This is a genomic window from Acinetobacter nosocomialis NIPH 2119, from assembly GCF_000368085.1.
GTDB classification, from domain to species: Bacteria; Pseudomonadota; Gammaproteobacteria; order Pseudomonadales; family Moraxellaceae; genus Acinetobacter; species Acinetobacter nosocomialis.
Window position 1 is genome coordinate 393,195 of the sequence record NZ_KB849239.1, and the last position, 23,171, is coordinate 416,365.

A 23,171-nucleotide genomic window follows, 5' to 3' on the forward strand; every position below is an offset into this window, starting at 1 on the left:
TTTTATGAAAGCATTTAAAGTGATCTTGATGACAGCGTTTACTGGTATAGCGCTAGCTCCTATATCTATGAGTCAAGCAGCGGCTATATCTGCAACGGTCACTACTGTTAAGCAAGCATTAACGGCAAAAGACGATACGCCTGTAAAACTACATGGACAAGTCGTGAAATCTATTGGAGATGAGAAATATCAGTTCCGAGATAAAACAGGTACTATCACTATTAATGTAGATGATGAGCTTTGGCAAGGTCATCCTATTTCCCCAACAACTAATATTGGTTTAGTTGGTGAAGTAGATATAGACTTTAAACCCTCAAAACATGTAGAAATTGATGTAGAACAAATCCAGTTTTAAGCACTGGACTTTACTTATAATATTTATAGCCGCACTGATGATGCGGCTTTGCTTTTTTAATAAAGGCTTGGCAAGATCAAGACAGAATATAATAGGAAAAATAGATGAGAATTTTGCTTGCAGAAGATGATCGCTCTCAAGCGGAAAGTATTCAATCTTGGTTAGAGTTAGATGGCTATCAAGTCGATTGGGTCGAAAGAGGTGATTATGCCCTTACTGCGATTGAACAGCATGACTATGATTGTATTTTACTTGATCGAGGTTTACCTCAACTGGCAGGTGAAAAAGTCTTAACAACAATCCGTTATAAACAAAAAAATGTACCTGTCATTTTTATTACAGCGCGTGACAGCATTCATGACCGGGTAGAGGGACTAGATTTAGGCGCAAATGACTACTTGATTAAACCTTTTAGCCTAGAAGAGTTATCTGCCCGAATCCGTGCTCAATTACGTAATCAAACTTTAAGTCAGCAATCGATTTTAATATGGGGAGATTTACATCTCGATACTCAAGCAAAAGTTGTATCGTTGGCCGGAAATTCCATTGATTTAACAGCGAAAGAGTTCCAAATTTTACGTAAGCTCATGGTTCATCCTGAACATATTGTTACTCGGGATCAATTAGAAGAAGCGCTCTATGCATGGGGTGACGAGATTGAAAGTAATGCAATAGAGGTTTTTATCTATCAACTTCGAAAAAAAATCGGCAGTAGCAGTATTAAAACCATACGGGGACTAGGCTACCGTATGGGAGATTTAAAATGAAAACGAATCGCTCCTCTTTGCAGTCTCAACTGGTTAAAACCACTATGTGGAGCAGTATCGTAGTGGGACTGCTCGCTTTAAGCTTGCTTACCATATTTTCGATTTATCACAACATGTCAGTGCAAGATGAAATCATGGATGAAATTTCAGATACGTTATTGGTTTCTGATCTCTCTAAACATTCTATGAGACAATTTGACGAGCTCAGTGATGAGTTTGATATTCAATATGAATTATTAAATTCTGGTCAATTGCTTACTCATTCTCATACCTACCAACATGAACTTTTCGAACAAGGTAATTTATCAAAAGGTTTTTCATATTTTTGGTTTGATGGTCAATTATGGCGTAGTCTGGCCGCACAACAAAAAGATTCAGAGCTGCAAGTTGAGGTTTTTCAACCCATGAGTACTCGTGTTGAAGAGGTACTCAAAGCACTCGCTGGATATAGTGGTCTTATGGTTTTGTTCTGGCTACTACAATGGGTCATTGTAAGTTGGCGTACCGAACAACAATTGGCGGCTCTCAATCTACTCTCTAAACGTATTGCTCAAAAAACCGCATCAAATTTAGAACCGATTCAAGACCCAGATGTCATTACAGAAATTCAACCCGTCATAGATGCATTAAACCAGTTACTTGCAAGGCTCCAAAGGGCACTCGTTGCTGAACAGCGATTTACCGCAGATGCATCACATGAATTACGTTCACCTTTATCTGCCATACAAATGCGTCTGCAAGTTTTACAACGTAAATATCAGCATATTCCAGAGCTTGATCAAGACTTTGAACGCATCCAAGAAGACGTTTCAAGAAGTACCAAAATTCTTGAAAATTTACTGCTTCTTGCTCGTTTGGAACCTAATGAAATAGAACAACCAGAACTCTTTAAGAGTGTGATTGATTTAAACCATCTATTGGCTCGAGTAATTGAAACTGTAAGCATGGATGCACAAGCCAAACAAATGATGATTGAGACAAATATTTTGTCAAATGAAACCAAAATATTTGCAAATGAAGAATTACTTTTCATTGCTTTTAGAAATCTGTTTGATAATGCGATTCGCTATAGTCCTATGTTGGGTTTTATTCATGTTGAGCTCAGTCATGATCAGCAACAATTAAAAATTTCTATAGAAGACACTGGAAATGGCGTAGATGATGAAGTTTTAAGACGTCTAGGACAGCGTTTTTTTCGTGTATTAGGTACGCAGCAACAAGGCTCAGGATTAGGACTATCAATTACTAAAAAAATTATTCAACTCCATGGTGGGGAACTGCAATTTATGCATGCAAACCAAGGTGGTTTAAAAGTTGAGGTGACATTGCCTTTTAATCATGAAATACAAAAATAGCATGGTTGCCCATGCTATCCATTTTTTGTTTTCCCACGAATATTATTGAAACGCGAGGGTAGTTCTTATTTAGTTAAAATGAGACGGTTATTACGAGTAAGGCGTAGGCGGTATTCCTCGCCAGCATGCATAATTCGAATTTCACGACCTAATGCAAATAGGTTGTTAGAATGCAGCATTGGTAAGGCATGAGCTGAGTCAGTGTTACGAGTAAATAAGCTAAAAGGTGCGTTCATTTGTTGTGCTCCGTGGTATATTCTTGAACGATTTAAATGATAATCATTATCGAATAGATCTGTCAATGAGATTTTAAAGAATTTATAAATTGATAAAATTTGCTTACACTTGGGAAAAATTTGAGTGAGTAGAAAAATGCCTAAACCGATAGTCGATGTCGCAATAGCTATCTTAATTCATCGCGGAAAAATATTAGTTGGATGGCGTGGTGAACAGCAGCATCAAGGTGGAAAGCATGAGTTTCCAGGAGGAAAGGTTGAGCAGGGTGAAACGCTTGAAGAAGCATGCCGCCGTGAAATTTATGAAGAAGTCGGTATTGGTTTAAAAGATTGGCATCAGTTTGATTATATTCACCATGAATATGATGACATTATCGTCAACCTTCATTTGTTCCATAGCTATGTACCTGATGAATTATTAAATCTTATTCATCAGCCTTGGACATGGTATACGCGTGATCAGCTAGTTAACTTAAACTTCCCGAAAGCCAATAAAGATATTATTAAAAGATTGTATTGGCCACATTTTATTAAAATTAGCGCTACGCTCACACTACCCGAAAATGATAAAACTTTAGTGTATTGGCGCAGTGAAAAAGATAATGTTAGTGAGGATGATCTAGAAAAATTAGCTCTTTTAGATACAAATCAGCTTTCAAAATTAATTGTGAATGTCGATACTTGGCACAAACTAAAACCTGATTTAAAAAGCCGTATAAAAACAGTACATCTTAAACAGTCGCAATTAATGAGTTTGCATAAAGGCGACTTAGAAGTGGGAGTACGCTTTATTGCTGCTTGCCACGATGCGGTTTCTTTACAGCATGCTCAGCAAATTGGTTGTGATGCTGTTTTTGTAAGCCCTGTCAAAGTAACAGAGACCCATCCTGACGCTAGCGCATTAGGGTGGGATCGTTTTGCTGACTTAATTGACAAATGCCAGATTCCCGTCTTTGCTTTAGGGGGCATGAGTCCTGATGATTTAGCCACAGCACAGCAATATGATGCGTATGGCTTGGCTGGTATTCGTAATTTTTAAAAAGACATAAAAGCATTAAAAGCTAGAGCGCTTTTAATGCTTGCTGAGCTTCCTGAACAGTTTTTGGGTTATTACGTTGTTGACCCGCTTTTAAAATGGTTAGCCAAAGCTGTTTTTTCATCGCTTGGCTCTGAGCAAAGCTTAAACCACGTCTTGCAAGAGACTCAGCATTAGCATATTGCTGTTTATGATTTGCAGTCAGTGCAAGAAATAAATAAGTCTCGGCAGCCTGTGGAGCTAAACGCTGGGCTTGAAGGGCGTAGCGCTCTGCATCTGACCATTGCTGGTTTTTGTAAGCTTGCTCAGTTTTTTGCATTAAAGTTTTAAAAGCTGGTAACTGGCTTCCATCATCATTAAAGCGTTGGGGCTTTTTCTGCTGAGGAACAATCACCTGTAAACTTTTACGTTGAATATCTGGATGATCATAGGGTGTAATTTTTACACCAGATGGTGTCTCAGCATTCTTTTTCTCAGTAACAGGTGGTGTTTTCTCTTTTGGAGCTGAATGATCCGGTAAAGTTGTACAGCCGACCATAAGTACAGCACCAATATAAAAAACACCTTTCTTTAACATATCCTGTTTCCTGTTAATGCTTAGTTGTTATAACTACCACTAGAAATCACTCGTGTGTTATTCGACAGATCTTGTTCCATCTGGCTTTCACTCTCACGAATATAGCTATCGCTATTATCCGGTTGAGAAGCTGGTGCTGTGTTATCACTTTGTGGTGCGTATGTTGGATCAACTTGATAATACGGTGCTCCACATGGCGTAGCACGATGCGGAACCGTATGTGTCAGCATAGGGATATACATCGCGCCAGCACAAGCTTGTGCTGATAAATCACCTGTTGCATGGTCAATCCATTGCCACTGTACCGTGTCTGGCTGACGTAGATTTACTGGTGTTTGACGTAATTGTTTCATCACATTAATCCACACTGGTAATGCACCAGATGAACCTGTTAAGCCAGTTACTTTGTTGTCATCTAGACCTAACCATACTACAGCGACATGGTTCCCGGAATAACCGGCAAACCATGAGTCACGTGTATCGTTAGTTGTACCTGATTTACCAGCCAATTTTAAAGTAGGAGGTAAGCTGTTATACGCTGCGCGGCCCGTACCTGATGACATGACCTGTTGTAGGCCATAGTTCATGATATAGCCAACCGAAGGGTCAATGGTTTGTTGTACGTTTAAACCATAACGATCAAGTAAACGGCCATTTGCATCTACCACAGAACGAATCGCACGAGTTGGATATTTGAAACCACCTGTAGCGAAGTTTTCATAAATACCGAGTACTTCCATTGGTGACATATTAACTGCACCAAGGAAAATAGAAGGGTAGGCTGGAATTGGTGATTCAACACCAAATTTTCTTAAGTTGTTGGTAAAAGTAGATAACCCAAATTCTTGACCTAGACGAACTGCAGATAGGTTGTAAGAGTTTGCTAAGGCTTCACTTAAACTTACAACGCCATGACCACCGCCACTATAGTTTTTCGGTGTCCAGCTTTTACCGCCATCTACAGGAATGCTAATAGGAGCATCTTCGATCTTACTTGCCCAGTTATAACGTCCAGACTCAATTGCACTTAAATAAATAACTGGCTTCAATAAAGAACCGACTTGACGTTTTGCATCTAAAGCACGGTTAAAGCCAGTAAAATCTTGAGTTGAGCCAACGGCTGCAATCAACTCACCATTTTCAGGATGTGCAATCAGTACCGCACCTTGCAAGTTTTTCAAGCGGGCAGGGTTACTTTGAGTAAGACGTTCTACAGATGCTTTAAATGCATCTTGAACCTGAGTTTGTGCAATTGGGTCCAAGGTCGTAAAAATACGTAATCCTTGATTAGTTAAATCGCTTTCCTGATATTCGGTACGTAACTGACGGCGCACAATATCTAGGAAATCAGGGAATTTTGCAGGACCTAAGCTTGGCTTGCTGAGAACACCTAAAGGACGTGCAATTTCAGTTTCATATTCGGCTTGAGTTAAATAACCCATTACACGCATGTTATTCAATACTGTATCGCGACGATTTTTTGCTCCTTCAGGGTTTTTCCAAGGGTTATATAAAGATGGCCCTTGAACTAAACCGACTAAATAAGCTTGTTGCGCGACATTAAGTTCACGAAGTGGTAAACCAAAATAAAACTGCGAAGCCAAGCCATAACCATTAATTGAATAGTTACCATTTTGGCCTAAATTTACTTCATTTAAATAAGCTTCTAAAATTTCATCTTTGCTGTAATGAAGCTCAATAAGTAAAGCCATTAATGCTTCATTAACTTTACGCTTTAATGTACGTTCAGGGGTTAGATAGAAATTTTTGACTAACTGTTGTGTCAGGGTTGAACCACCTTGGCGACGTCCTCCAGTGACATTACTTACTAAAGCACGTGCTGTACCACGAATTGAAATACCGTGGTGATGGTAGAAATTACGGTCTTCTGTAGAAATTAAAGCTTCAATGAGTGGTTTAGGAACATTATTGAGTTTGATCAGAACACGGTCTTCATTATGCTGAGGATAGATCCCACCAATCAGTAAAGGTTCTAAACGAGCCACACCTGTTGAAGAAGGTTTTGTACTGCGTACCTCTGCAACTTGGTCGTTTGTAAAGCTAAGTTCTAAAACTTGTTCCGGTTCTACGCTATCACCATAGTCAAAACCGCGTGTATGTACATACATGTTGCTGCCTTGAGCAACGAAGGTTCCAGACTTGTCATAATTACTTGAAGTTTTGTAACCTAATAATTTTAATTCTTGGGTAAAATTTGCTTGAGTAATGGGTGCATTATTATAAATTTCCAGAGGCCGAGCGAACACTTTGGCAGGAATGTCCCAGCGCTGTCCTTCAAATTTTTCACGGATAATATTATCTAAACGAATCAGATAGATACTAAGAGCAATAAAAGCACCAATCACCAATATGGAAAAAATTAGCGCGAAGAAACCGATACCACGTTCAAACTTCATATAAATGAGATAAAACCCTAAACAATACGTTAATGATGCGATAGCTTGTCATCAATTTGCAATGATAAAACTGTGAATAAATGGAAAACTTAGATTGAATTTTACAGCATCTTGTTGTTATGTTTTTTTAAATTAATCAGGTTAATGTTATGATAGCGTAGAATCGCAGCGGAGCTTACTCATTCGTGCAAATTTCACATAAGTCCTTCAGAAACGTCGGGTTAATTGGTCGACCGGATAAATCATCAGTTGTAGAAACACTATGTTTAATTCATGACCATTTGCTAAGTTTAGGCCTAAACCCCATTTTTGATCAGGAAACTGCCGAATTAGTGCCCTATGATCATGCACAAGTTGTTAGTCGTCACTTATTAGGTGAAGTTGCTGATCTGGTGATTGTAGTAGGTGGAGATGGTTCTTTACTTCATGCAGCTAGAGCTTTAGTTCGCTACAATACACCTGTCATTGGAATTAACCGTGGGCGTTTAGGATTTTTAACCGATATTAAGCCTGCGGAAGCTATTTTTAAACTTGATCAGGTATTACAAGGTCATTTCCAACTTGATCGCCGTTTCTTGCTTGAAATGGAAGTACGGACCAATGGTGAAGTCATTTATGATGCAATTGCTTTAAATGACGTTGTACTACACTCAGGTAAGTCGGTACATATGATCGACTTTGAACTTAATATTGATGGTCAATATGTTTACCGTCAGCATAGTGATGGTTTAATTGTTTCGACCCCGACAGGATCAACTGCTTATGCATTGTCAGGTGGTGGTCCAATTTTACATCCGAGTATGGATGCTATTGCATTAGTCCCTATGCACCCCCATACATTATCTTCACGCCCAATCGTAGTTGGTGGGCAAAGTGAAATTAAAATCGTCATTCGCGAAAATCGGGTATTACCGATGGTGAGTGCAGATGGGCAACATAGTGTATCGCTCAATATTGGTGACAGTTTGCACATCCGCAAACACCCATTTAAATTAAGTTTATTACACCCACCAGGTTATGATTTCTATATGGCTTGTCGTACCAAACTGGGTTGGAACCAAGATTTTGAATCTTTTCAAAGAGATGAATCATGAATATTGAACAAATGCTATCTGTTTTAAACCCTGAAATTGTAGAGCGTTTAAAAACAGCAGTAGAAATTGGTAAATGGCCAAATGGTGTTGTTTTAACGAAAGAGCAGCGCGAAACATGTATGCAAGCTGTGATTGCTTGGGAGTTAAAGAACTTACCAGAAGAACAGCGTAGCGGTTATATTGACCGTGGTACAAAAGAAGAGGGTGAGGTTTGTGAAGATGATCATCACAAGCATGAGCCTGAATTTAAACCGATTCGTTTTGTTTAAAACCGTATTTTAAAACAAAAGAATAAATCCTAGTTAGCATTTGCTATCGCGTCGGCGACATGGATGTCGCCAGTTGAGCAACAGTACATGGAAGTACTGTTTGCTCAACAAAAGCTTTTTGTTACTTTTCATCTTTGAAAAGTAAGTATTGCCTATATGTAGCAATATAAGAAAAACATGCTATAGAAGGCTGTATGGTCTTATATTAGTTTTATTGGCTTGAATTACGTGTTTCCCATAACACTTTTGCTTTTTGCATTGCTTCCTCAAAATTAGAAACAACGCCCATGGTATATAACGCAATACCCATAGTTTCTGTTACGGCCATTTCCCCATATTCATGATTTTGCTTTCCAAGCCAGACCGCTTTAAAGGTTGCTAAGTCTAACTCTTCTTCAATTGGACTACGTTCAGGCGTAAGCTTTGGCAACTCATGCTCATAGAGTTCACCATTTTTAATACCGCAAATGAGAGTTTTAGCATCGGGGTTTCGTTCAAATTCACCGCCTTCACCTTTAATGACTGCACTATTTTGATAGCCTAAGCGAAGCGCACTATGTTGATGAGAGGTTCTATACGCGGGATGGAATATCGCTTGTAAGGTGGCTTTCGCATTAAATGGGTTAATGAGACGAGCCAAAGTGTGAATAGGTGAGCGTAAACCCATCACATTTCTCAAAGAAATTAAATCGCTTAAAACAGGTGAAATTACATCTAATGGTAAGTAAGCAAAATTCTGTTCGGCCAATTGTGTGCGGACTTCTTGTTCAGAATGGCAAATTTTATAATCTAAATATTGCAAAACTTGTTCGGTATAGACCCGGTTAATCGTATGTCCAGAAGCGCCATGCATGACGATTTTATAGCCGTGGTGAGCAAGAGTAAGAGCTGCTAATAAAAACCAAGGGTAATGTTTCCGCTTGCCTGCATAAGATGACCAGTCCAAGTCCACATCTAAAGGTTGAAAATTAAGTTGGTCTTTGGTGGCTTGTACAAAGCCTGCAAGCTCATCAATGGACTCTTCTTTAACACGTAGCAGCATTAAAAAAGCACCCAACTGAACATCAAGAACTTCACCTTTTAAAATCATGGTAAAAGCCTGATAGGCCTCTTCATAACTTAGTGAGCGAGAGCCGGTTTTCCCCTTACCTAAAATACGGACATATTGAGCAAAGGGATGTTCAGCATCTTTATAGATATTACGTTTAGTATTCATGGCAATTCAAAACAGTAAAAATAAGGGGGAGACAGCTCAAAATGAAATGTCTACAAGGACTTATCAATATGACATAAAAAACTGCTGAAAAAATATCAAAAGTGTTTCTCATACTAAAGTCTTAAGGCTGCATGAGTGTTTTTTGTGCGTATTAGCCAAAATTTTAACCGAATTGCTATTTAATTCGAGTAAACTTTCACGTGCTTTTTTGAGCACTCATATCATAATTTTATGTGATTCTCCTATATCTTCAGCTTTTTATTGGAAAAGTAAGAGGTTATTTCTGGCTACTCAAAGTGGTTGGAAACTTCAGGTATTCTCCTGTTTTAGAAAACTGTATTTCGTTTTCATTGAGGTAGTAGGAAGGTTTTTTGTTCCCAAAAAACCGTTTCCCTTTTGCGGTGTTTATGTGAAAGGTTAGGGCTGTGTATTCGTAAAGAATAGACGTTTCATTTTGATATTTCCAACGGACTTGGAAATATAGATTGAAGTAAAGTTATGGCTAAAAAACCGATTTATAAATCACTTTATTTTCAAGTGATTATTGCGATTATTGCGGGTGTTCTGGTTGGGCATTTCTCACCAAGTACAACGCAAATAGTGAATGGTGTTGAACACCATATTCCAGGTTTAGGTGAGCAACTCAAGCCATTAGGTGATGCTTTTATTCGTTTGATTAAAATGATCATCGCACCTGTTATTTTCTGTACAGTGGTCAGTGGTATCGCTGGTATGGAAAGTATGAAGTCAGTGGGTAAAACTGGCGGTGTTGCGTTGTTATACTTCGAGATCGTTTCAACAATCGCACTTCTGATTGGCCTTGTGGTGATTAACATTGCAAAGCCAGGCGTAGGAATGAATATTGATCCTACGACTCTGGACACTTCAGGTATCCAAAAATACGTCACTTCTGGTGAGTCACAATCTACCGTTGATTTCTTAATGCATATCATCCCAGATACAGTAGTGGGTGCATTTGCAAATGGTGAAATCTTACAGGTCCTTCTTTTTGCCATTCTATTTGGCTTTGCACTGCATAAGCTAGGTGATGCAGGACGTCCAGTTTTAAAGTTAATTGATCAAATTGCTCATGTGTTCTTTAACATTGTAAATATGATCATGAAGCTTGCTCCATTAGGTGCATTCGGGGCAATGGCGTTTACTATCGGTAAATATGGTGTGGGTTCACTGGTACAGTTGGGCCAGCTCATCCTCTGTTTCTATATTACCTGTTTATTATTTATTTTCTTGGTATTAGGAACCATCAGCCGTTTGAGTGGATTTAGCATTCTTAAAATGGTGCGTTTGATTCGTGAAGAACTTTTAATTGTACTTGGTACATCTTCTTCTGAGTCAGTTCTACCACGTATGCTACGTAAGCTTGAAATCGCAGGTTGTGAAAAGTCTGTGGTTGGTTTAGTCATCCCAACAGGTTATTCATTTAACCTCGATGGTACTTCAATTTATTTGACGATGGCTGCAATTTTTATTGCTCAGGCAACAAATACACAGCTTGATATCCAGCATCAAATTACTTTGCTATTGGTACTTTTAATTTCATCTAAAGGGGCGGCGGGTGTAACGGGTTCTGGCTTTATTGTTATGGCTGCAACTTTATCTGCTGTTGGTCATATACCAGTTGCAGGTTTGGCATTGATTTTAGGTATTGACCGTTTCATGTCAGAAGCACGTGCTTTAACGAACCTTGTTGGTAACTCTTTAGCAACGATTGTGGTTGCGAAATGGGTTGGTGCATTAGATAAAGATAAACTAAATGATGCACTGAATAATCCCGATGAAGTAGATAGAAAAATGCTTGAGCAAAAAAGTGTAATTGCTGAGGCATCTCACTAATCATTTATCGTAATAAAAAAGGAGGCTAAGCTTCCTTTTTTATTGGCTGACTGAAAAGTACAGTTTAAATGAGCAGCTATGCCATGACAGTAACTAAAAAAATGATTAGCATGCACAGCAATGAGATTCGATAAAACAATAAAGCCGAAGGAAAATATTATGTTGGCATATGATGCAGATTTAGAATTATTCCGTGATAATTTTAAACGTTTTATGAATGAACATATTGCTCCACATTACGACCAATGGGAACGTGAAGGAATTATGCCGCGTTCAGTGTGGAATCAACTGGGCGAAAATGGCTTTTTATGTGTGGATGTCCCAGAAGAATATGGCGGTTATGGGGTTCCAACTTACTATTCATTAATGTTAGTTGAAGAGTCTGCTCGAGCTGGTTTTTGTGCATTATCAACTGCTATTTCATGTCACTCTGAAATTGCTGCACCTTATATTTTACATATTGGTACAGAAGAGCAAAAACAATATTGGTTGCCGAAAATGGTAACTGGTGAAGTAGTGGGGGCAATTGGTATGACTGAACCGGGTGCTGGTTCAGACTTACAATCAATGCGTACGAGCGCCATTTTGCAAGATGACCATTATTTACTAAATGGATCAAAAACATTTATTTCAAATGGTCAACATGCTGACCTTGTGGTGCTTGCAGTAAAAACCGATCCTCAAGCGCGTGCGAAAGGGGTATCGTTATTATTGGCAGATACACATTTGGATGGCTTTAAGAAAGGTACCAACCTCGACAAAATCGGTTTACATTCTCAAGATACTTCTGAGCTATTTTTTGACAATGTTAAGGTTCCTAAAAACCAGTTACTCGGTCAAGCTGGACAAGGTTTTGCTTATTTAATGCAAGAGTTACCACGTGAACGTACCGCTATTGCATCTACCGCAATTGGAGCTATTCGTGGTGCAATTGATTTAGCAACGGCTTATGTAAAAGAACGTCATGCATTTGGCCAGCCTATTTCTCAATTCCAAAATACGCGTTTTGTTTTAGCTCAAGCAAAAATTGATGAGCTTGCTACTGCTGCTTTTTATGAGAGAAACGTTGCTCTATATCAAGAAGGTAAGCTAGATGTGGAAACAGCTGCAGCACTGAAAAGTTTTAGTACAGATATGCAAATGAAAGTAGCTGACAACTTGCTGCAACTTTTTGGTGGTTATGGCTATATGACTGAATATCCAATTTCACGCTTCTTTGTAGATGCTCGTATTCAGCGTATTTACGGTGGTACAAACGAAATTATGAAAGAAATCGTAGCGCGTGGCTTAATTGGTAAAGCTTAAGTAAATGGATATAAAAAAGCCTACCTTTGAGTAGGCTTTTTTATATTACTTATTTGTTAGTTCTTGTTAGTTCGATAAATGACAGGATAGTCTTGTTGCTTGGGTAACTTGTGTAAGGCCTGATTGATCTTTATTAAAAATGCATCGGCTTCATCTTGACGAAAAGAGTCTTCGGTATATTTGCTACGTTTTTGATTGATGCCACAACCCGTTATTTCCATATTTTCAGGATTAAATGACCAGTCATTTGGATTCTTTAAGTTAATGTCTAAATCACTTTCACAGCTTTTCCATAAATGTAAAAACTCATTTGATAATTCTGTTTTAAATCTTCGTGCTGGATAGACCGAGAAGCCTTTCATTTCGGAATTAGAAAATTGTATAAACATATCTACTGGCATACCTCCCCAAATGATTGCTGTATTTTCTGGTAATGCAATGCCTGATAAATTTTTTTCTTTTAAAGCATGTGTTTGCTCAAATTTCTGTCTGAAATTTTGCGACTGATAGGTCAGTTTAGTTTTTGCTGGGACTGGAATACCACGAACTTGATTGCTGGTAGTTGTCATATAGTACGGAGAATTATCAGTACCATTGCAACCTGCAATTATTGGACAACCGCCGCAAGCCGTTAAACTAAAAGTTGTAAAACCCAATAGGCTTAAAACAATAATTTTATTTGTTATTCCTAAGTAGAAATGTCCTACCTTAAAACCAAATAGAAATGTCCTATACCGACATTTCCAAGTCAAGCACAGGATTCAGATTTCGTTCTTTGATTACTGTTTTCTGTGCACGTCTGCTTGGCATCTTTTGAGAACGATTGCGTTTATTTTGTTGTTCTAGTTCTTCATGCTGCTGTTGAATATGGGCTAATACAGAACCCAAACGTTTATTTTCAACAATCTCTCGCTGGTTGAGCTGACTTAATTTATCGAAGATGCTGTAATTGATTTTTCTTCCCTGATATTCAATCGCGACTGTACTATTCGGGTATTCCAGAAACTCAAGATACTTGCCAATCAATCTTTGGTTTTCTTCCGTGTTTTCCAAGAGATATACGCACTTATCATAAGTGATCGTCAGGCTATTCGTGACTCTGCGGGGTTCACGCCAGGTAAAAATATCATCTAATTCTTCGGCTGTTTCAGTGACAGTCCGGTGTAGATCCTTGGGATTAAAGGCCATCTTGGCAAACTTCTGATTGAACTGCTCAATGAAGCAGGGTAGCCAGGCATTGGCTTCGGCAATCGAACTGATGCCTTCCAGACGCATTTCTTTGATCAGACGGTCCTGAAGCGTTCTATTGGCTCGTTCTACACGGCCTTTGGCCTGTGGTGAATTAGCGAAGATAATATCGATATTCAGGGTGCTGAGTACGCGCCCAAACTGGGTAATCTTGGTGTCTTTCTTACTGCTTTGATTCACCCTGAAGACTGAATGTTTATCGCTGTAGAAGGCTAAAGGCTTACCATGCTGCTCAACATACAAACGTGTTGAAATCATATAGTCAAAGGTTGATTCTGACTTACAGAAGCGTAAATGCTGTAATTTGCCTGTGGCATCATCGATAAATACCAGCAGACAGCATTTAGGGGCTCGACCTTCAAACCAGTCATGGTGTGAGCCATCGATTTGGATCAGTTCACCATAACAGTCCCGGTTATAACGAGGCTGATACGGGCGTTTCAGACGCTTGGCACGAGGAGTCCATAAATCGGCTGCAATCATCCAGGAACGCAGTGTTTCCACTGAAATATCAAAGCCATGAACGGTGGTGAGCTTTTCATGCGCTAAAGTGGGTCCGAAACCATGCAGTTGATCAGAAACAATATTGAGGCACTTGAGTCTGAGCTCTTCAGGAAGCCTGGAATTGCTGATTTGACCACGACCGGCATGGGCTAATGCAGCTGGGCCTTGAGCTTTGTATTTTTGCAATAAACGCCTGATCTGACGCTCTGAAATATGAAGTAGCTGAGCAGCTTGGGACTGGGTTATGCGTTGATCACAGATTTCCTGCAAGACCGACAATCGTTTAAGTTCTTTATCCGACATAGACACCAACATATCAAACCGTCCGCTAAGGAAATTGCAAAAGTGCATATTCTAAAAGCGGACATTTTTACTTTGGAGAAACCGGACATTTCTATTTTGGGCTTACATTATTCATTCTATTTTACTGTTGTTATGACATATTGGGTCAGTATAACCAATCCATGCATTAAGAGGACTATCTTTAAGAACAACGAAATAATCAGCTTTAAATGTAATTATGTTTTTACTTGGCTGGCTGATGTAATGGTCTATCAAATAAAGATTTACAGCTTTCTAAATTTTGACAAGAAGCAAACATAAGTGCTTTAGGTAAGCTCGCATACAAATTTGTTATGTGTTGTTCGGCAGGGTTATAAAAATGCCAATAACTAAATTCGTTTGAACGTTTATTTTCTAAAGCTTTAAAAAAGTCTGCTTCATTAAGCGTATTATTCAGTTGAGTAAGAGGGCCACCTTGTTCATGTGTACCGACTGTGGTCATGAGTAAAGGGAAATGATTTAGTTTTTGACTTTGCCAATGTTCTAACTGTTGAAATAACATGCCTTGATCAAACCACAAAGAAGGACTTGCAGCGAAGTAACGCTGAAATGCATTTGGCTTTTGAAAAAAATGATAAAGCACAAACAAGCCTCCAAAAGAGTGCCCATAGAGGCTTTGTTGCTGGCTGTTAACCGGAAACTGTTTTGCAATTTCAGGTTTGAGTTCGTTATTTAAAAAGGCAATGAACTGATCAGCACCACCATATTTATATTTACCGTGTGCTTGAAATTGGGCAGAAGGTTCTGGTGTGTAATCATAAGCACGCTTTTGCACATCAAAGGTTTTTTGATGTGGATAACCAACAGCTACAATCATGAGCGGATCTAAACCTAATTTAGTCGAACCTGCTCCAATTGACTGAGCAATATTGGCAGCACTAGGGAAAGTTGCATTTCCATCTAATATATAAAGTACAGGGTAACCATGTTGGGGCGGGGCCACAGGCGGTTTATAAATTTGAATTAGATATTCATGACCTGTATTTTTAGATTTGATTTGGAATTGTGCCTGATTATTTTGAAAAACGATTTTTGATTGATCTTTTATTGAAGGTTGAGCCAAAACAGGCGTACTTATTAAAGTTCCCAAGAGAAAACTACAAGATAAAAAGAAAAATGGTTTAAGCATAATAAAGTTAAGAAAATGTTATAAGTAAAATAATAAATGAAAATCATTATCAAATAAAGTAATCTTATTGACAGGTTTGAGAGTGATTAACGAAAAAAGCCGGTACATCGATATTGCCTAACAAATCAAAGCCGACTATTGTTATACTCTCGTTTAAAAGATGATTTTTCTGAGGCTGCATTCCAATGATCAACGATGATCAAAACAAAACGACTTCTCTTAGTTTAGAACAAATTCGCGAAGATATTGATAGCGTAGATCAACAGATTCAAGAGTTATTAAATCGCCGCGCAAGCCTTGCTGAAGCTGTTGCTAAAGCTAAATTTGCTTCCGAAGAGAATCCTTTGTTTTATCGTCCTGAACGTGAAGCACAAGTATTACGCAAAGTTATGGAACGCAATCAGGGACCTTTATCTGATGTAACCATGGCGCGTCTGTTCCGTGAAATTATGTCTGCTTGCCTTGCTTTAGAAGCTCCGCAAAGCATTGCATTCTTAGGACCTGAAGGTACTTTTACGCAATCTGCTGTGCTTAAACATTTTGGTAAAGATGCAGTTGTACGTCCATTACCAACTATTGATGAAGTGTTCCGTGAAGTAGAAGCGGGTAGTGCACATTATGGTGTAGTTCCAGTTGAAAACTCATCTGAAGGTATTGTGAACCACACACTAGATTGCTTTAAAACATCGAATTTAAATGTGATTGGTGAAGTTGAATTGCGTATTCATCATCAATTCTTGGTTTCTGAAAATACGCGTAAAGACAGCATTAAACAGATTTATGCGCACCAGCAAACTTTGGCGCAATGCCGTCAGTGGTTAGACGCGCATTATCCAGGTGTTGAACGTGTTGCCTTAAACTCAAATGCAGAAGCTGCACGCCGTATTCGCAACGAATGGCACTCAGCAGCAATTGCATCTGATATTGCAGCAGGTATGTATAATCTTGAAATCTTGCATAGCAATATTGAAGATAATCCGGAAAATACCACTCGTTTCTTAGTGATTGGCCGTGAAAAAATTCCACAAAGTGGCAATGACAAAACATCGTTATTAATTTCAGCACATGATCGTGCAGGTGCTTTATTAGAAATTTTAGCGCCATTTGCAAAACATAATATTAGCTTAACGAGTATTGAGACCCGTCCAGCATTACCTGAAAAATGGGCATATGTATTCTTTATCGATTTAGAAGGTCATATTGATCAAGAAAACGTTGCTGCTGCAATCAATGATATCCGTCCAATGGTAAAAGAGCTTCGTATTTTAGGTTCTTATCCTGCTGCTGTTCTTTAATTACTTACGTTGGAATAATGACATATATCCAAAGGAATATGTCATTAAGCTTAAAAAACAAATTGCTCAAAGATTTAAATAACTTTGAGCAAAAGCAAAGTTGAAGTTATGTCACAACCCCTATTTAAAAAAGTTGCATTTATTGGTTTAGGACTCATTGGGTCGAGTTTGGCTCGCGTTATCGTTGCCGAAAAGTTGGCGACAACTATTGTGGCATCTACACGTTCACAGAAAACTTTAGAAGATGCAAAATCACTTGGTTTAATACAAGAAGGATTTTCCGATCCTGTAGAGGCCGTGAGAGGGGCGGATTTAATTGTTTTAGCCTTACCTGTACGTGCTACACAAAAAGTGCTTGAGCAAATTAAGCCTTATTTGTCAGAAACCACAATTGTGACCGATGTGGGAAGTACAAAAGGTAATGTGGTTGATGCAGCAAAAGCTGTATTTGGTGAAAATTTACCAACAGGTTTTGTACCGGGGCATCCTATTGCAGGTAGTGAACACACGGGTGTTCATGCAGGTAAGGTCGATCTCTTTGCAAATCATAAAGTGATTTTAACGCCGTTACCAACAAGTGCAGAATGGGCTGTTGATAAACTGATTCAACTTTGGTCAGCTGCTAAAGCTGAAGTTATTTGTATGGATGTTGCCAAGCATGATGAGGTTTTGGCACATACAAGTCATTTACCACATTTAATGGCATTTAATCTAGTTGAGCAACTTGCAAACCGTGAAGATAACTTGGATATTTTCCGTTATGCAGCTGGTGGTTTCCGTGACTTTTCACGAATTGCAGCAAGTGATCCTCAAATGTGGCATGACATTTTCTTTGCCAACAAAACCGCTATCTTAAATGCTGTAGATGGCTTCGAAAAGCAACTTACCGTACTTAGAAAATTGATTGAAAACGAAGATTCTCATGCATTAATGGGTTTACTCGGCCATGCTCAGGCAGCACGTCAACATTTCAATCATATGTTAGCCAAAAAACCTTTAATGGAGAAAAATAAGGTGACACAGCAATTCAGTATCTTACCGGGAAATAAGACTTTTAAAGGTAAATTTACCGTACCGGGTGACAAATCTGTGTCACATCGCTCCATTATGTTTGGTGCTATTGCAGAAGGCACTACGCATGTAACTGGCTTCCTTGAAGGTGAAGATGCTTTAGCAACTTTACAAGCTTTCCGTGATATGGGTGTAAGCATTGAAGGCCCTAAAAATGGTGAAGTGATCATTCATGGCGTGGGTATGTATGGCTTAAAAGCACCAGCAAGTGCGTTGTATATGGGTAACTCTGGAACAAGCATGCGTTTGCTTTCAGGTATGCTTTCTGCCCAAAAGTTTGATTCTGTTATGACAGGTGATGCGTCACTTTCTAAACGTCCAATGGAGCGTATTGCTAAGCCATTACGTTTAATGGGTGCGCAAATCCAGACAACAGGTGAGAAAGGTACACCACCTGTAAGCATTACTGGTGGTCAGCAATTAAAAGGTATTCAATACGATTTACCTATGGCATCTGCTCAAGTGAAGTCCGGTATTTTACTTGCCGGTTTATGGGCTGAAGGTGAAACTTCGGTAACTGAGCCGGAACCAACACGTGACCATACAGAGCGTATGCTTCGTGCATTTGGTTATGATGTTAAAACTGAAGGTAATAAAATTTCCCTGGTGGGCGGCGGTAAGTTAGTGGGTACTAATATTCAAGTACCATCTGATATTTCATCTGCTGCTTTCTTTATGGTGGGTGCTGCAATCACTGAAGGCGCAGACGTTGTGCTTGAAGCGGTAGGCATTAACCCAACACGTACAGGTGTAATTGAAATTTTAAAACAGATGGGTGCTGACCTGACTGTTGAAAATGAACGTATTGCTGGTGGCGAACCTATTGCTGATATTCATATTAAAGGTTCACGTACCCTTAAAGGTATTCATATGCCTGAAGATCAAGTACCTTTGGCAATTGATGAATTCCCAGCATTATTTATTGCAGCGGCTTGTGCTGAAGGGCAAACAGTACTTACAGGTGCGGCAGAGCTTCGTGTGAAAGAATCTGACCGTATTCAAGTTATGGCAGATGGTTTAAAAATCATGGGTATTGACTGCACACCAACTGAAGATGGCATCATTATCGAAGGAAAAGGCAAATCTGGCGATTGGTCACCAATCTTTGCTGGCGGTGAAATCGAATCGCATCATGACCATCGTATTGCTATGAGTTTTAGTATGGCAGGTCTTCGTACTTCTGGTCCGATTACAATTCATGGTACTGAAACTGTTGCTACAAGTTTCCCAACATTTACTGAGTTGGCGAATCGTGCAGGTTTAACGATTGAAGTTAGCCAATAACTTTTGACCTAATACATTTTATAATTGCTAACACAATAGCAACGGCAGCAGCGAGCTAAAGGCTTGGCTGCTGTTTGTTTATTGCTTATGCTAAGTGCAGATAATGATAATAGTGTTAGGACAAAGGATGAAAAAATTACAATTTATTGCCAGTTGCCCAGAACATGGGGTGCTTGATCATCCACCAAATGAATGCCATATCACTCAAGAATATGTAGCGGCCTTATTATTTAAACAATTGGGGCATTATGGTTTTGATGCACAGCATATTGTACATGAGCATGAAAAAGTAGAAGTAAGCATTGATAATCATCTTTTGCCGTTGTCTATTACTTGCCAGAAAACAGACCATGATGGACACTTGATGTGTGAAATTTCTGCCAATCCAGATGAAGAACAAGACTGGTTTGAAAAAATCGAAACACAAAGCATTATTCGTCAGCTTGCGCAGGCTGTTGAAAATAGTTTGAAAGCCGATCAGAGTTTCTCCGAATTTGTTTGGAAGTCTTGACCAATTAAGCATATTTTGTGAAGAAAGGGTGAACATATTTGTTCACCCTTTTGATTGATTAATATTGATAAGAATTATTTATTTTTGTAGTGACATTATTTAATAAAAATTAACAAACAAAAAAATAATATTGTTTGAATTTTGATCTAAATTTCTATTAATTTAAAAATGCTTTTTAACAAACAACTAATCAATTTCCTCTTTTTATTTATATTATTTTACAGAGAATTAACATGAACATAATTTCTAGTAATTATTCAAAAGGCTTTGGTATATTGATTATCTCCTTATTATCAGCTTGTAATAATGATGATAAAGATGTAACCATAAATTCAAAGAATCAGAAGTTGTTAGAAGAAACAATTACTTCCTTGGAGAATCTTAAACAAACTTTGGTATGGCAAGAAAATCAATGTGATAGTGTCTATTCTAAAGTTATCGGTGATGCGACAATTGCTCAAAAATCAGCGGCAGAACTAAGAGCCAATATCGCGAGTTCAAATAATTTAGGAGTCTTTCTTGATAATCAAATTATTCCCAAACTAGCTCAGCTTACTGATGAGTCGACAGTATTAAGAGCGAGATGTAATGCTCCTGACTATGATGGAACTGGAGTAAGTATTGAGCGGCCTGCTATGCTTAGAGAAATGTTAAGTGAGTGGAAAGGAACAATTAATTTATTAATTCGTCAAATAAATAACCCTCCTAATATGAATCCTGAAATTAAATTAGCTTCATTAACCAATATCAATATTAATCAATTAACGGCAGCAAAATCTAAATTTAAAGATTGTTCAGACAGTTTTTGTCCAGAAATGACGGTTATTCCAGCTGGTAGTTTTTTAATGGGCGGAAATATAAATGAGCAAGAGCAACAAAATGTACCTGCTCAATCTCGGCCATATGAATTACCTCAACATTTAGTACAAGTCGAAAAACCATTCGCAATGTCAACTTATGAAACAACAATTGCTGAGTTTCAGGCTTTCCAAAAGGAAACTGGCTGGGAAGTCGAAGGATGCCGTAATTGGGAAACGCGAAATGGTGTTTTCAATATGTGGTATCGAGATGATTTAAATCCAAATAATTCGGGTATGAATCAAACACCTCAGGATCCTGTTGTATGTGTACGCCGTGAAGATGGAAGAGCATTCGCGAAATGGTTATCTAAAAAAACGGGCCAGACTTACCGTTTACCAACAGAGGTTGAGTGGGAATATGCGGCTCGTGCTGGAACGACAACAGCCTATTATTGGGGAGATGACCTTAATCTTGACCAAGCTTGTAAATATGCAAATGTATTAGATCCAGCAACAGTTGTAGCACTACCACAAACCAGTGGTTGGAGTTTATTTAATTGCACAGATGGTTATCCTTTTACGTCACCAGTAGGGAAGTTTTTACCAAACAATTTCGGTTTATATGATATGAGTGCCAATGCCCGAGAATGGGTCGATGATTGCTGGCATGCAAATTATGAAAATGCTCCTAGTGTAAATCGTCGTTGGGGTGAGGAAAATAATGGGCAGTGTAACTTCCCAGTTTTACGTGGGGGAGCATGGATATATAACACTTATAACGTACGAACTGCCTATCGTAATGCTTATGTAACTTCACAAGCCCGTTCAATCATGTGGGGTTTCCGTTTGGTTCGTGAAATTTAGCTTTGATTTTTATATCTAATCTATTCTACATTTAGAGTCATTTTTAATTTATCAGCGTCGATTTTAATAAAGGCTAAAACTGCGCTGATAAATTCTTATCTTTGAATAAACCTAAGTTTATTAAGAATATTTGTGAGAGTATAAATATATGGTGCCATTTGATTTTTCAAACTTATCTCCTCAAATTGTTTGGCAGCATTTTCAAACACTTTGTACGATTCCGCGTCCCTCAAAGCATGAACAACAGCTTCGTGAGTATCTAAAAAACTGGGCCGAAAGTCGAAATTTAGAAACTTACGTAGATGAAGTTGGTAATTTAATTATCCGAAAGGATGCAACTACGGGTAAAGAACATGTATCTGGCGTTATTCTTCAAGGCCACTTAGATATGGTCACACAAGCTAACACTGGCACGGTACATGATTTCTTTAAAGACCCGATTTGTCCAGTCCTCGAAGATGGCTGGTTAATTGCCAAAGATACTACTTTAGGTGCAGACAATGGCATAGGGGTAGCTTTGTCGTTGGCAGTATTAGATTCAAATGATATTGCTCATGGACCAATAGAAGTTCTTTTAACAGTCGATGAAGAAGCAGGTATGAGCGGTGCACGACTTTTAGAAGCCGGTATATTAAAAGGAAAATGGTTATTTAATATTGATACAGAAGAATGGGGGGAGTTGTATCTAGGGTGTGCTGGTAGTATTGATGTTGAGGTAGAGGAGCCGCTTAGCTATGAACCAATTTCTAAAGATTTAAATATTGTGAATATTCAGGTGGCTGGTCTTAAAGGCGGACACTCTGGCATAGATATCCATTTAGGACGCGGCAATGCAAATGTTATTTTGGCTCGTTTTTTAAATCAATATTTAGGCTCACTTAGTGGGCATCTTATTGAGTTTACAGGTGGTACGGCCCGTAATGCTTTGCCGCGAGAAGCACGCGCCACTATTGCAATTTCGCCTAATCAGTTATCAAATCTAGAAAAGTTACTTGCTGAATATCAAACGGCATGGAAAAAACAGCTACAGGGTATTGATGACAATTTCCAATTAAGTATTCAACCCACTGGTGCTGAAGTGAAAGAAGTGATTACTCAACAACAGCAAAACGAGTGGTTACAAGCTTTAGCAACAAGTCCTTATGGCGTTGCAAGTATGAGTCAAGCTTTACCAGATGTGGTTGAAACTTCAAATAACATTGGAGTGGTGAGACTAAATAGAGAAGGCGGAAAAGCTGTTTTAATGGTTCGCTCAATGGTGAACCAAGAAGCTCAAGATTTTGCCGAAAAAATTCAGGCACATTTTAGTCAATTTAATATCGCCTCTATACTCACGCCATTAGTTTCAGGTTGGACACCAAATCCTGACTCAGCCGCACTAAAGTGCTTACAACAAGCCTATCAAAATGCGTTTAATATTGAACCAAATCTAAAAGTAATTCATGCGGGTTTAGAATGTGGGATTATTGCTGAACATTACCCACATTTACAGATGGTTTCGTTTGGGCCTGATATTCAAGGGGCGCATGCACCAGGTGAACGAGTAAAAGTAGATACTGTAGAGAAATGCTGGAAGCTACTGGTAACCGCTTTGGCATCTGTAGAGTAATTTTTTAAGAAATAAGAAGCTCAGTTATGAGCT

General features: G+C 38.6%; 20 protein-coding genes. 13 read left to right on the top strand and 7 right to left on the bottom strand.

The genetic code is table 11. The features are described from left to right. The first annotated feature begins 4 nt into the window (after window positions 1-4). The 3 genes from F984_RS05950 (at window position 5) to F984_RS05960 (ending at window position 2,477) form a co-directional block, all read left to right on the top strand. Window positions 5-355 carry a NirD/YgiW/YdeI family stress tolerance protein gene (locus F984_RS05950; RefSeq protein ID WP_004707825.1) on the top strand — a complete coding sequence of 117 codons (351 nt, stop codon included), beginning with the start codon at window positions 5-7 and terminating at the stop codon, window positions 353-355. 104 nt (window positions 356-459) lie between these two features. Next, window positions 460-1,122, top strand: coding sequence for a response regulator transcription factor (locus F984_RS05955; RefSeq protein WP_004707827.1), 663 nt, complete (start codon window positions 460-462; stop codon window positions 1,120-1,122). Further along, a complete protein-coding gene (locus tag F984_RS05960) occupies window positions 1,119-2,477 on the top strand; it encodes a sensor histidine kinase (RefSeq protein ID WP_004707829.1) in 1,359 nt (452 codons plus the stop codon). Before F984_RS05955 ends, F984_RS05960 begins: the two co-directional genes overlap by 4 nt. Before the next feature lie 65 nt (window positions 2,478-2,542). Here F984_RS05960 and hemP read toward each other — a convergent pair whose 3' ends face one another. Then, entirely contained in the window at window positions 2,543-2,713 is a 171-nt protein-coding gene (hemP, locus tag F984_RS05965) for a hemin uptake protein HemP (protein ID WP_000993415.1), read from the bottom strand. Window positions 2,714-2,849: 136 nt separating this feature from the next. Between hemP and F984_RS05970 the strand changes: the two genes are divergently transcribed. After that, window positions 2,850-3,752 carry an NUDIX domain-containing protein gene (locus F984_RS05970; protein ID WP_004707831.1) on the top strand — a complete coding sequence of 301 codons (903 nt, stop codon included), beginning with the start codon at window positions 2,850-2,852 and terminating at the stop codon, window positions 3,750-3,752. 22 nt (window positions 3,753-3,774) lie between these two features. Here the strand turns inward: F984_RS05970 and F984_RS05975 are convergent, their stop codons facing one another. Both F984_RS05975 and mrcB read right to left on the bottom strand, forming a co-directional pair. Continuing rightward, window positions 3,775-4,326 carry a tetratricopeptide repeat protein gene (locus F984_RS05975; protein ID WP_004707833.1) on the bottom strand — a complete coding sequence of 184 codons (552 nt, stop codon included), beginning with the start codon at window positions 4,324-4,326 and terminating at the stop codon, window positions 3,775-3,777. 20 nt (window positions 4,327-4,346) lie between these two features. Next, window positions 4,347-6,743 carry a penicillin-binding protein 1B gene (mrcB, locus tag F984_RS05980; protein ID WP_004707836.1) on the bottom strand — a complete coding sequence of 799 codons (2,397 nt, stop codon included), beginning with the start codon at window positions 6,741-6,743 and terminating at the stop codon, window positions 4,347-4,349. A gap of 185 nt (window positions 6,744-6,928) precedes the next feature. Here mrcB and F984_RS05985 point away from each other — a divergent pair, with 185 nt between their 5' ends. Beyond that, window positions 6,929-7,837: an NAD(+) kinase gene (locus F984_RS05985; protein WP_004707838.1), complete on the top strand. Its 909-nt coding sequence runs from the start codon at window positions 6,929-6,931 to the stop codon at window positions 7,835-7,837. Continuing rightward, window positions 7,834-8,106 (top strand): YeaC family protein, encoded by a 273-nt coding sequence (locus F984_RS05990; RefSeq protein WP_003650690.1) that lies wholly within the window; start codon window positions 7,834-7,836, stop codon window positions 8,104-8,106. Before F984_RS05985 ends, F984_RS05990 begins: the two co-directional genes overlap by 4 nt. Before the next feature lie 211 nt (window positions 8,107-8,317). Here the strand turns inward: F984_RS05990 and F984_RS05995 are convergent, their stop codons facing one another. Next, a complete protein-coding gene (locus F984_RS05995; protein WP_004707840.1) occupies window positions 8,318-9,322 on the bottom strand; it encodes a glycosyl transferase family protein in 1,005 nt (334 codons plus the stop codon). Window positions 9,323-9,820: 498 nt separating this feature from the next. On the opposite strand from F984_RS05995, the gene F984_RS06000 reads away from it, so the two are divergent. Both F984_RS06000 and F984_RS06005 read left to right on the top strand, forming a co-directional pair. Then, window positions 9,821-11,176 carry a dicarboxylate/amino acid:cation symporter gene (locus tag F984_RS06000; protein WP_004707841.1) on the top strand — a complete coding sequence of 452 codons (1,356 nt, stop codon included), beginning with the start codon at window positions 9,821-9,823 and terminating at the stop codon, window positions 11,174-11,176. 159 nt (window positions 11,177-11,335) lie between these two features. After that, window positions 11,336-12,481, top strand: a complete 1,146-nt coding sequence (locus F984_RS06005; protein WP_004707843.1) for an acyl-CoA dehydrogenase family protein — start codon at window positions 11,336-11,338, stop codon at window positions 12,479-12,481. Window positions 12,482-12,537: 56 nt separating this feature from the next. Here F984_RS06005 and F984_RS06010 read toward each other — a convergent pair whose 3' ends face one another. From F984_RS06010 to F984_RS06020, 3 genes are all read right to left on the bottom strand, one after another. Next, window positions 12,538-13,050, bottom strand: coding sequence for a hypothetical protein (locus F984_RS06010; protein WP_004707845.1), 513 nt, complete (start codon window positions 13,048-13,050; stop codon window positions 12,538-12,540). A gap of 160 nt (window positions 13,051-13,210) precedes the next feature. Further along, window positions 13,211-14,536 (bottom strand): ISNCY family transposase, encoded by a 1,326-nt coding sequence (locus tag F984_RS06015; RefSeq protein WP_016805832.1) that lies wholly within the window; start codon window positions 14,534-14,536, stop codon window positions 13,211-13,213. A gap of 223 nt (window positions 14,537-14,759) precedes the next feature. Continuing rightward, window positions 14,760-15,704 carry an alpha/beta hydrolase gene (locus F984_RS06020; RefSeq protein WP_004707849.1) on the bottom strand — a complete coding sequence of 315 codons (945 nt, stop codon included), beginning with the start codon at window positions 15,702-15,704 and terminating at the stop codon, window positions 14,760-14,762. 185 nt (window positions 15,705-15,889) lie between these two features. Here F984_RS06020 and pheA point away from each other — a divergent pair, with 185 nt between their 5' ends. The 5 genes from pheA to F984_RS06045 all read left to right on the top strand — a co-directional run bounded on the left by pheA (window position 15,890) and on the right by F984_RS06045 (window position 23,138). Beyond that, a complete protein-coding gene (pheA, locus tag F984_RS06025) occupies window positions 15,890-16,999 on the top strand; it encodes a prephenate dehydratase (RefSeq protein WP_002049199.1) in 1,110 nt (369 codons plus the stop codon). Between the two features lie 108 nt (window positions 17,000-17,107). Continuing rightward, on the top strand, window positions 17,108-19,354 hold the full coding sequence (locus tag F984_RS06030; RefSeq protein WP_004707851.1) for a bifunctional prephenate dehydrogenase/3-phosphoshikimate 1-carboxyvinyltransferase: 2,247 nt from the start codon (window positions 17,108-17,110) through the stop codon (window positions 19,352-19,354). Window positions 19,355-19,481: 127 nt separating this feature from the next. After that, window positions 19,482-19,865 (top strand): hypothetical protein, encoded by a 384-nt coding sequence (locus tag F984_RS06035; protein ID WP_002049301.1) that lies wholly within the window; start codon window positions 19,482-19,484, stop codon window positions 19,863-19,865. 233 nt (window positions 19,866-20,098) lie between these two features. Beyond that, window positions 20,099-21,529, top strand: coding sequence for a formylglycine-generating enzyme family protein (locus F984_RS06040; protein ID WP_004707854.1), 1,431 nt, complete (start codon window positions 20,099-20,101; stop codon window positions 21,527-21,529). 148 nt (window positions 21,530-21,677) lie between these two features. Beyond that, window positions 21,678-23,138 carry an aminoacyl-histidine dipeptidase gene (locus F984_RS06045; protein ID WP_004707856.1) on the top strand — a complete coding sequence of 487 codons (1,461 nt, stop codon included), beginning with the start codon at window positions 21,678-21,680 and terminating at the stop codon, window positions 23,136-23,138. Window positions 23,139-23,171 lie beyond the last annotated feature (33 nt).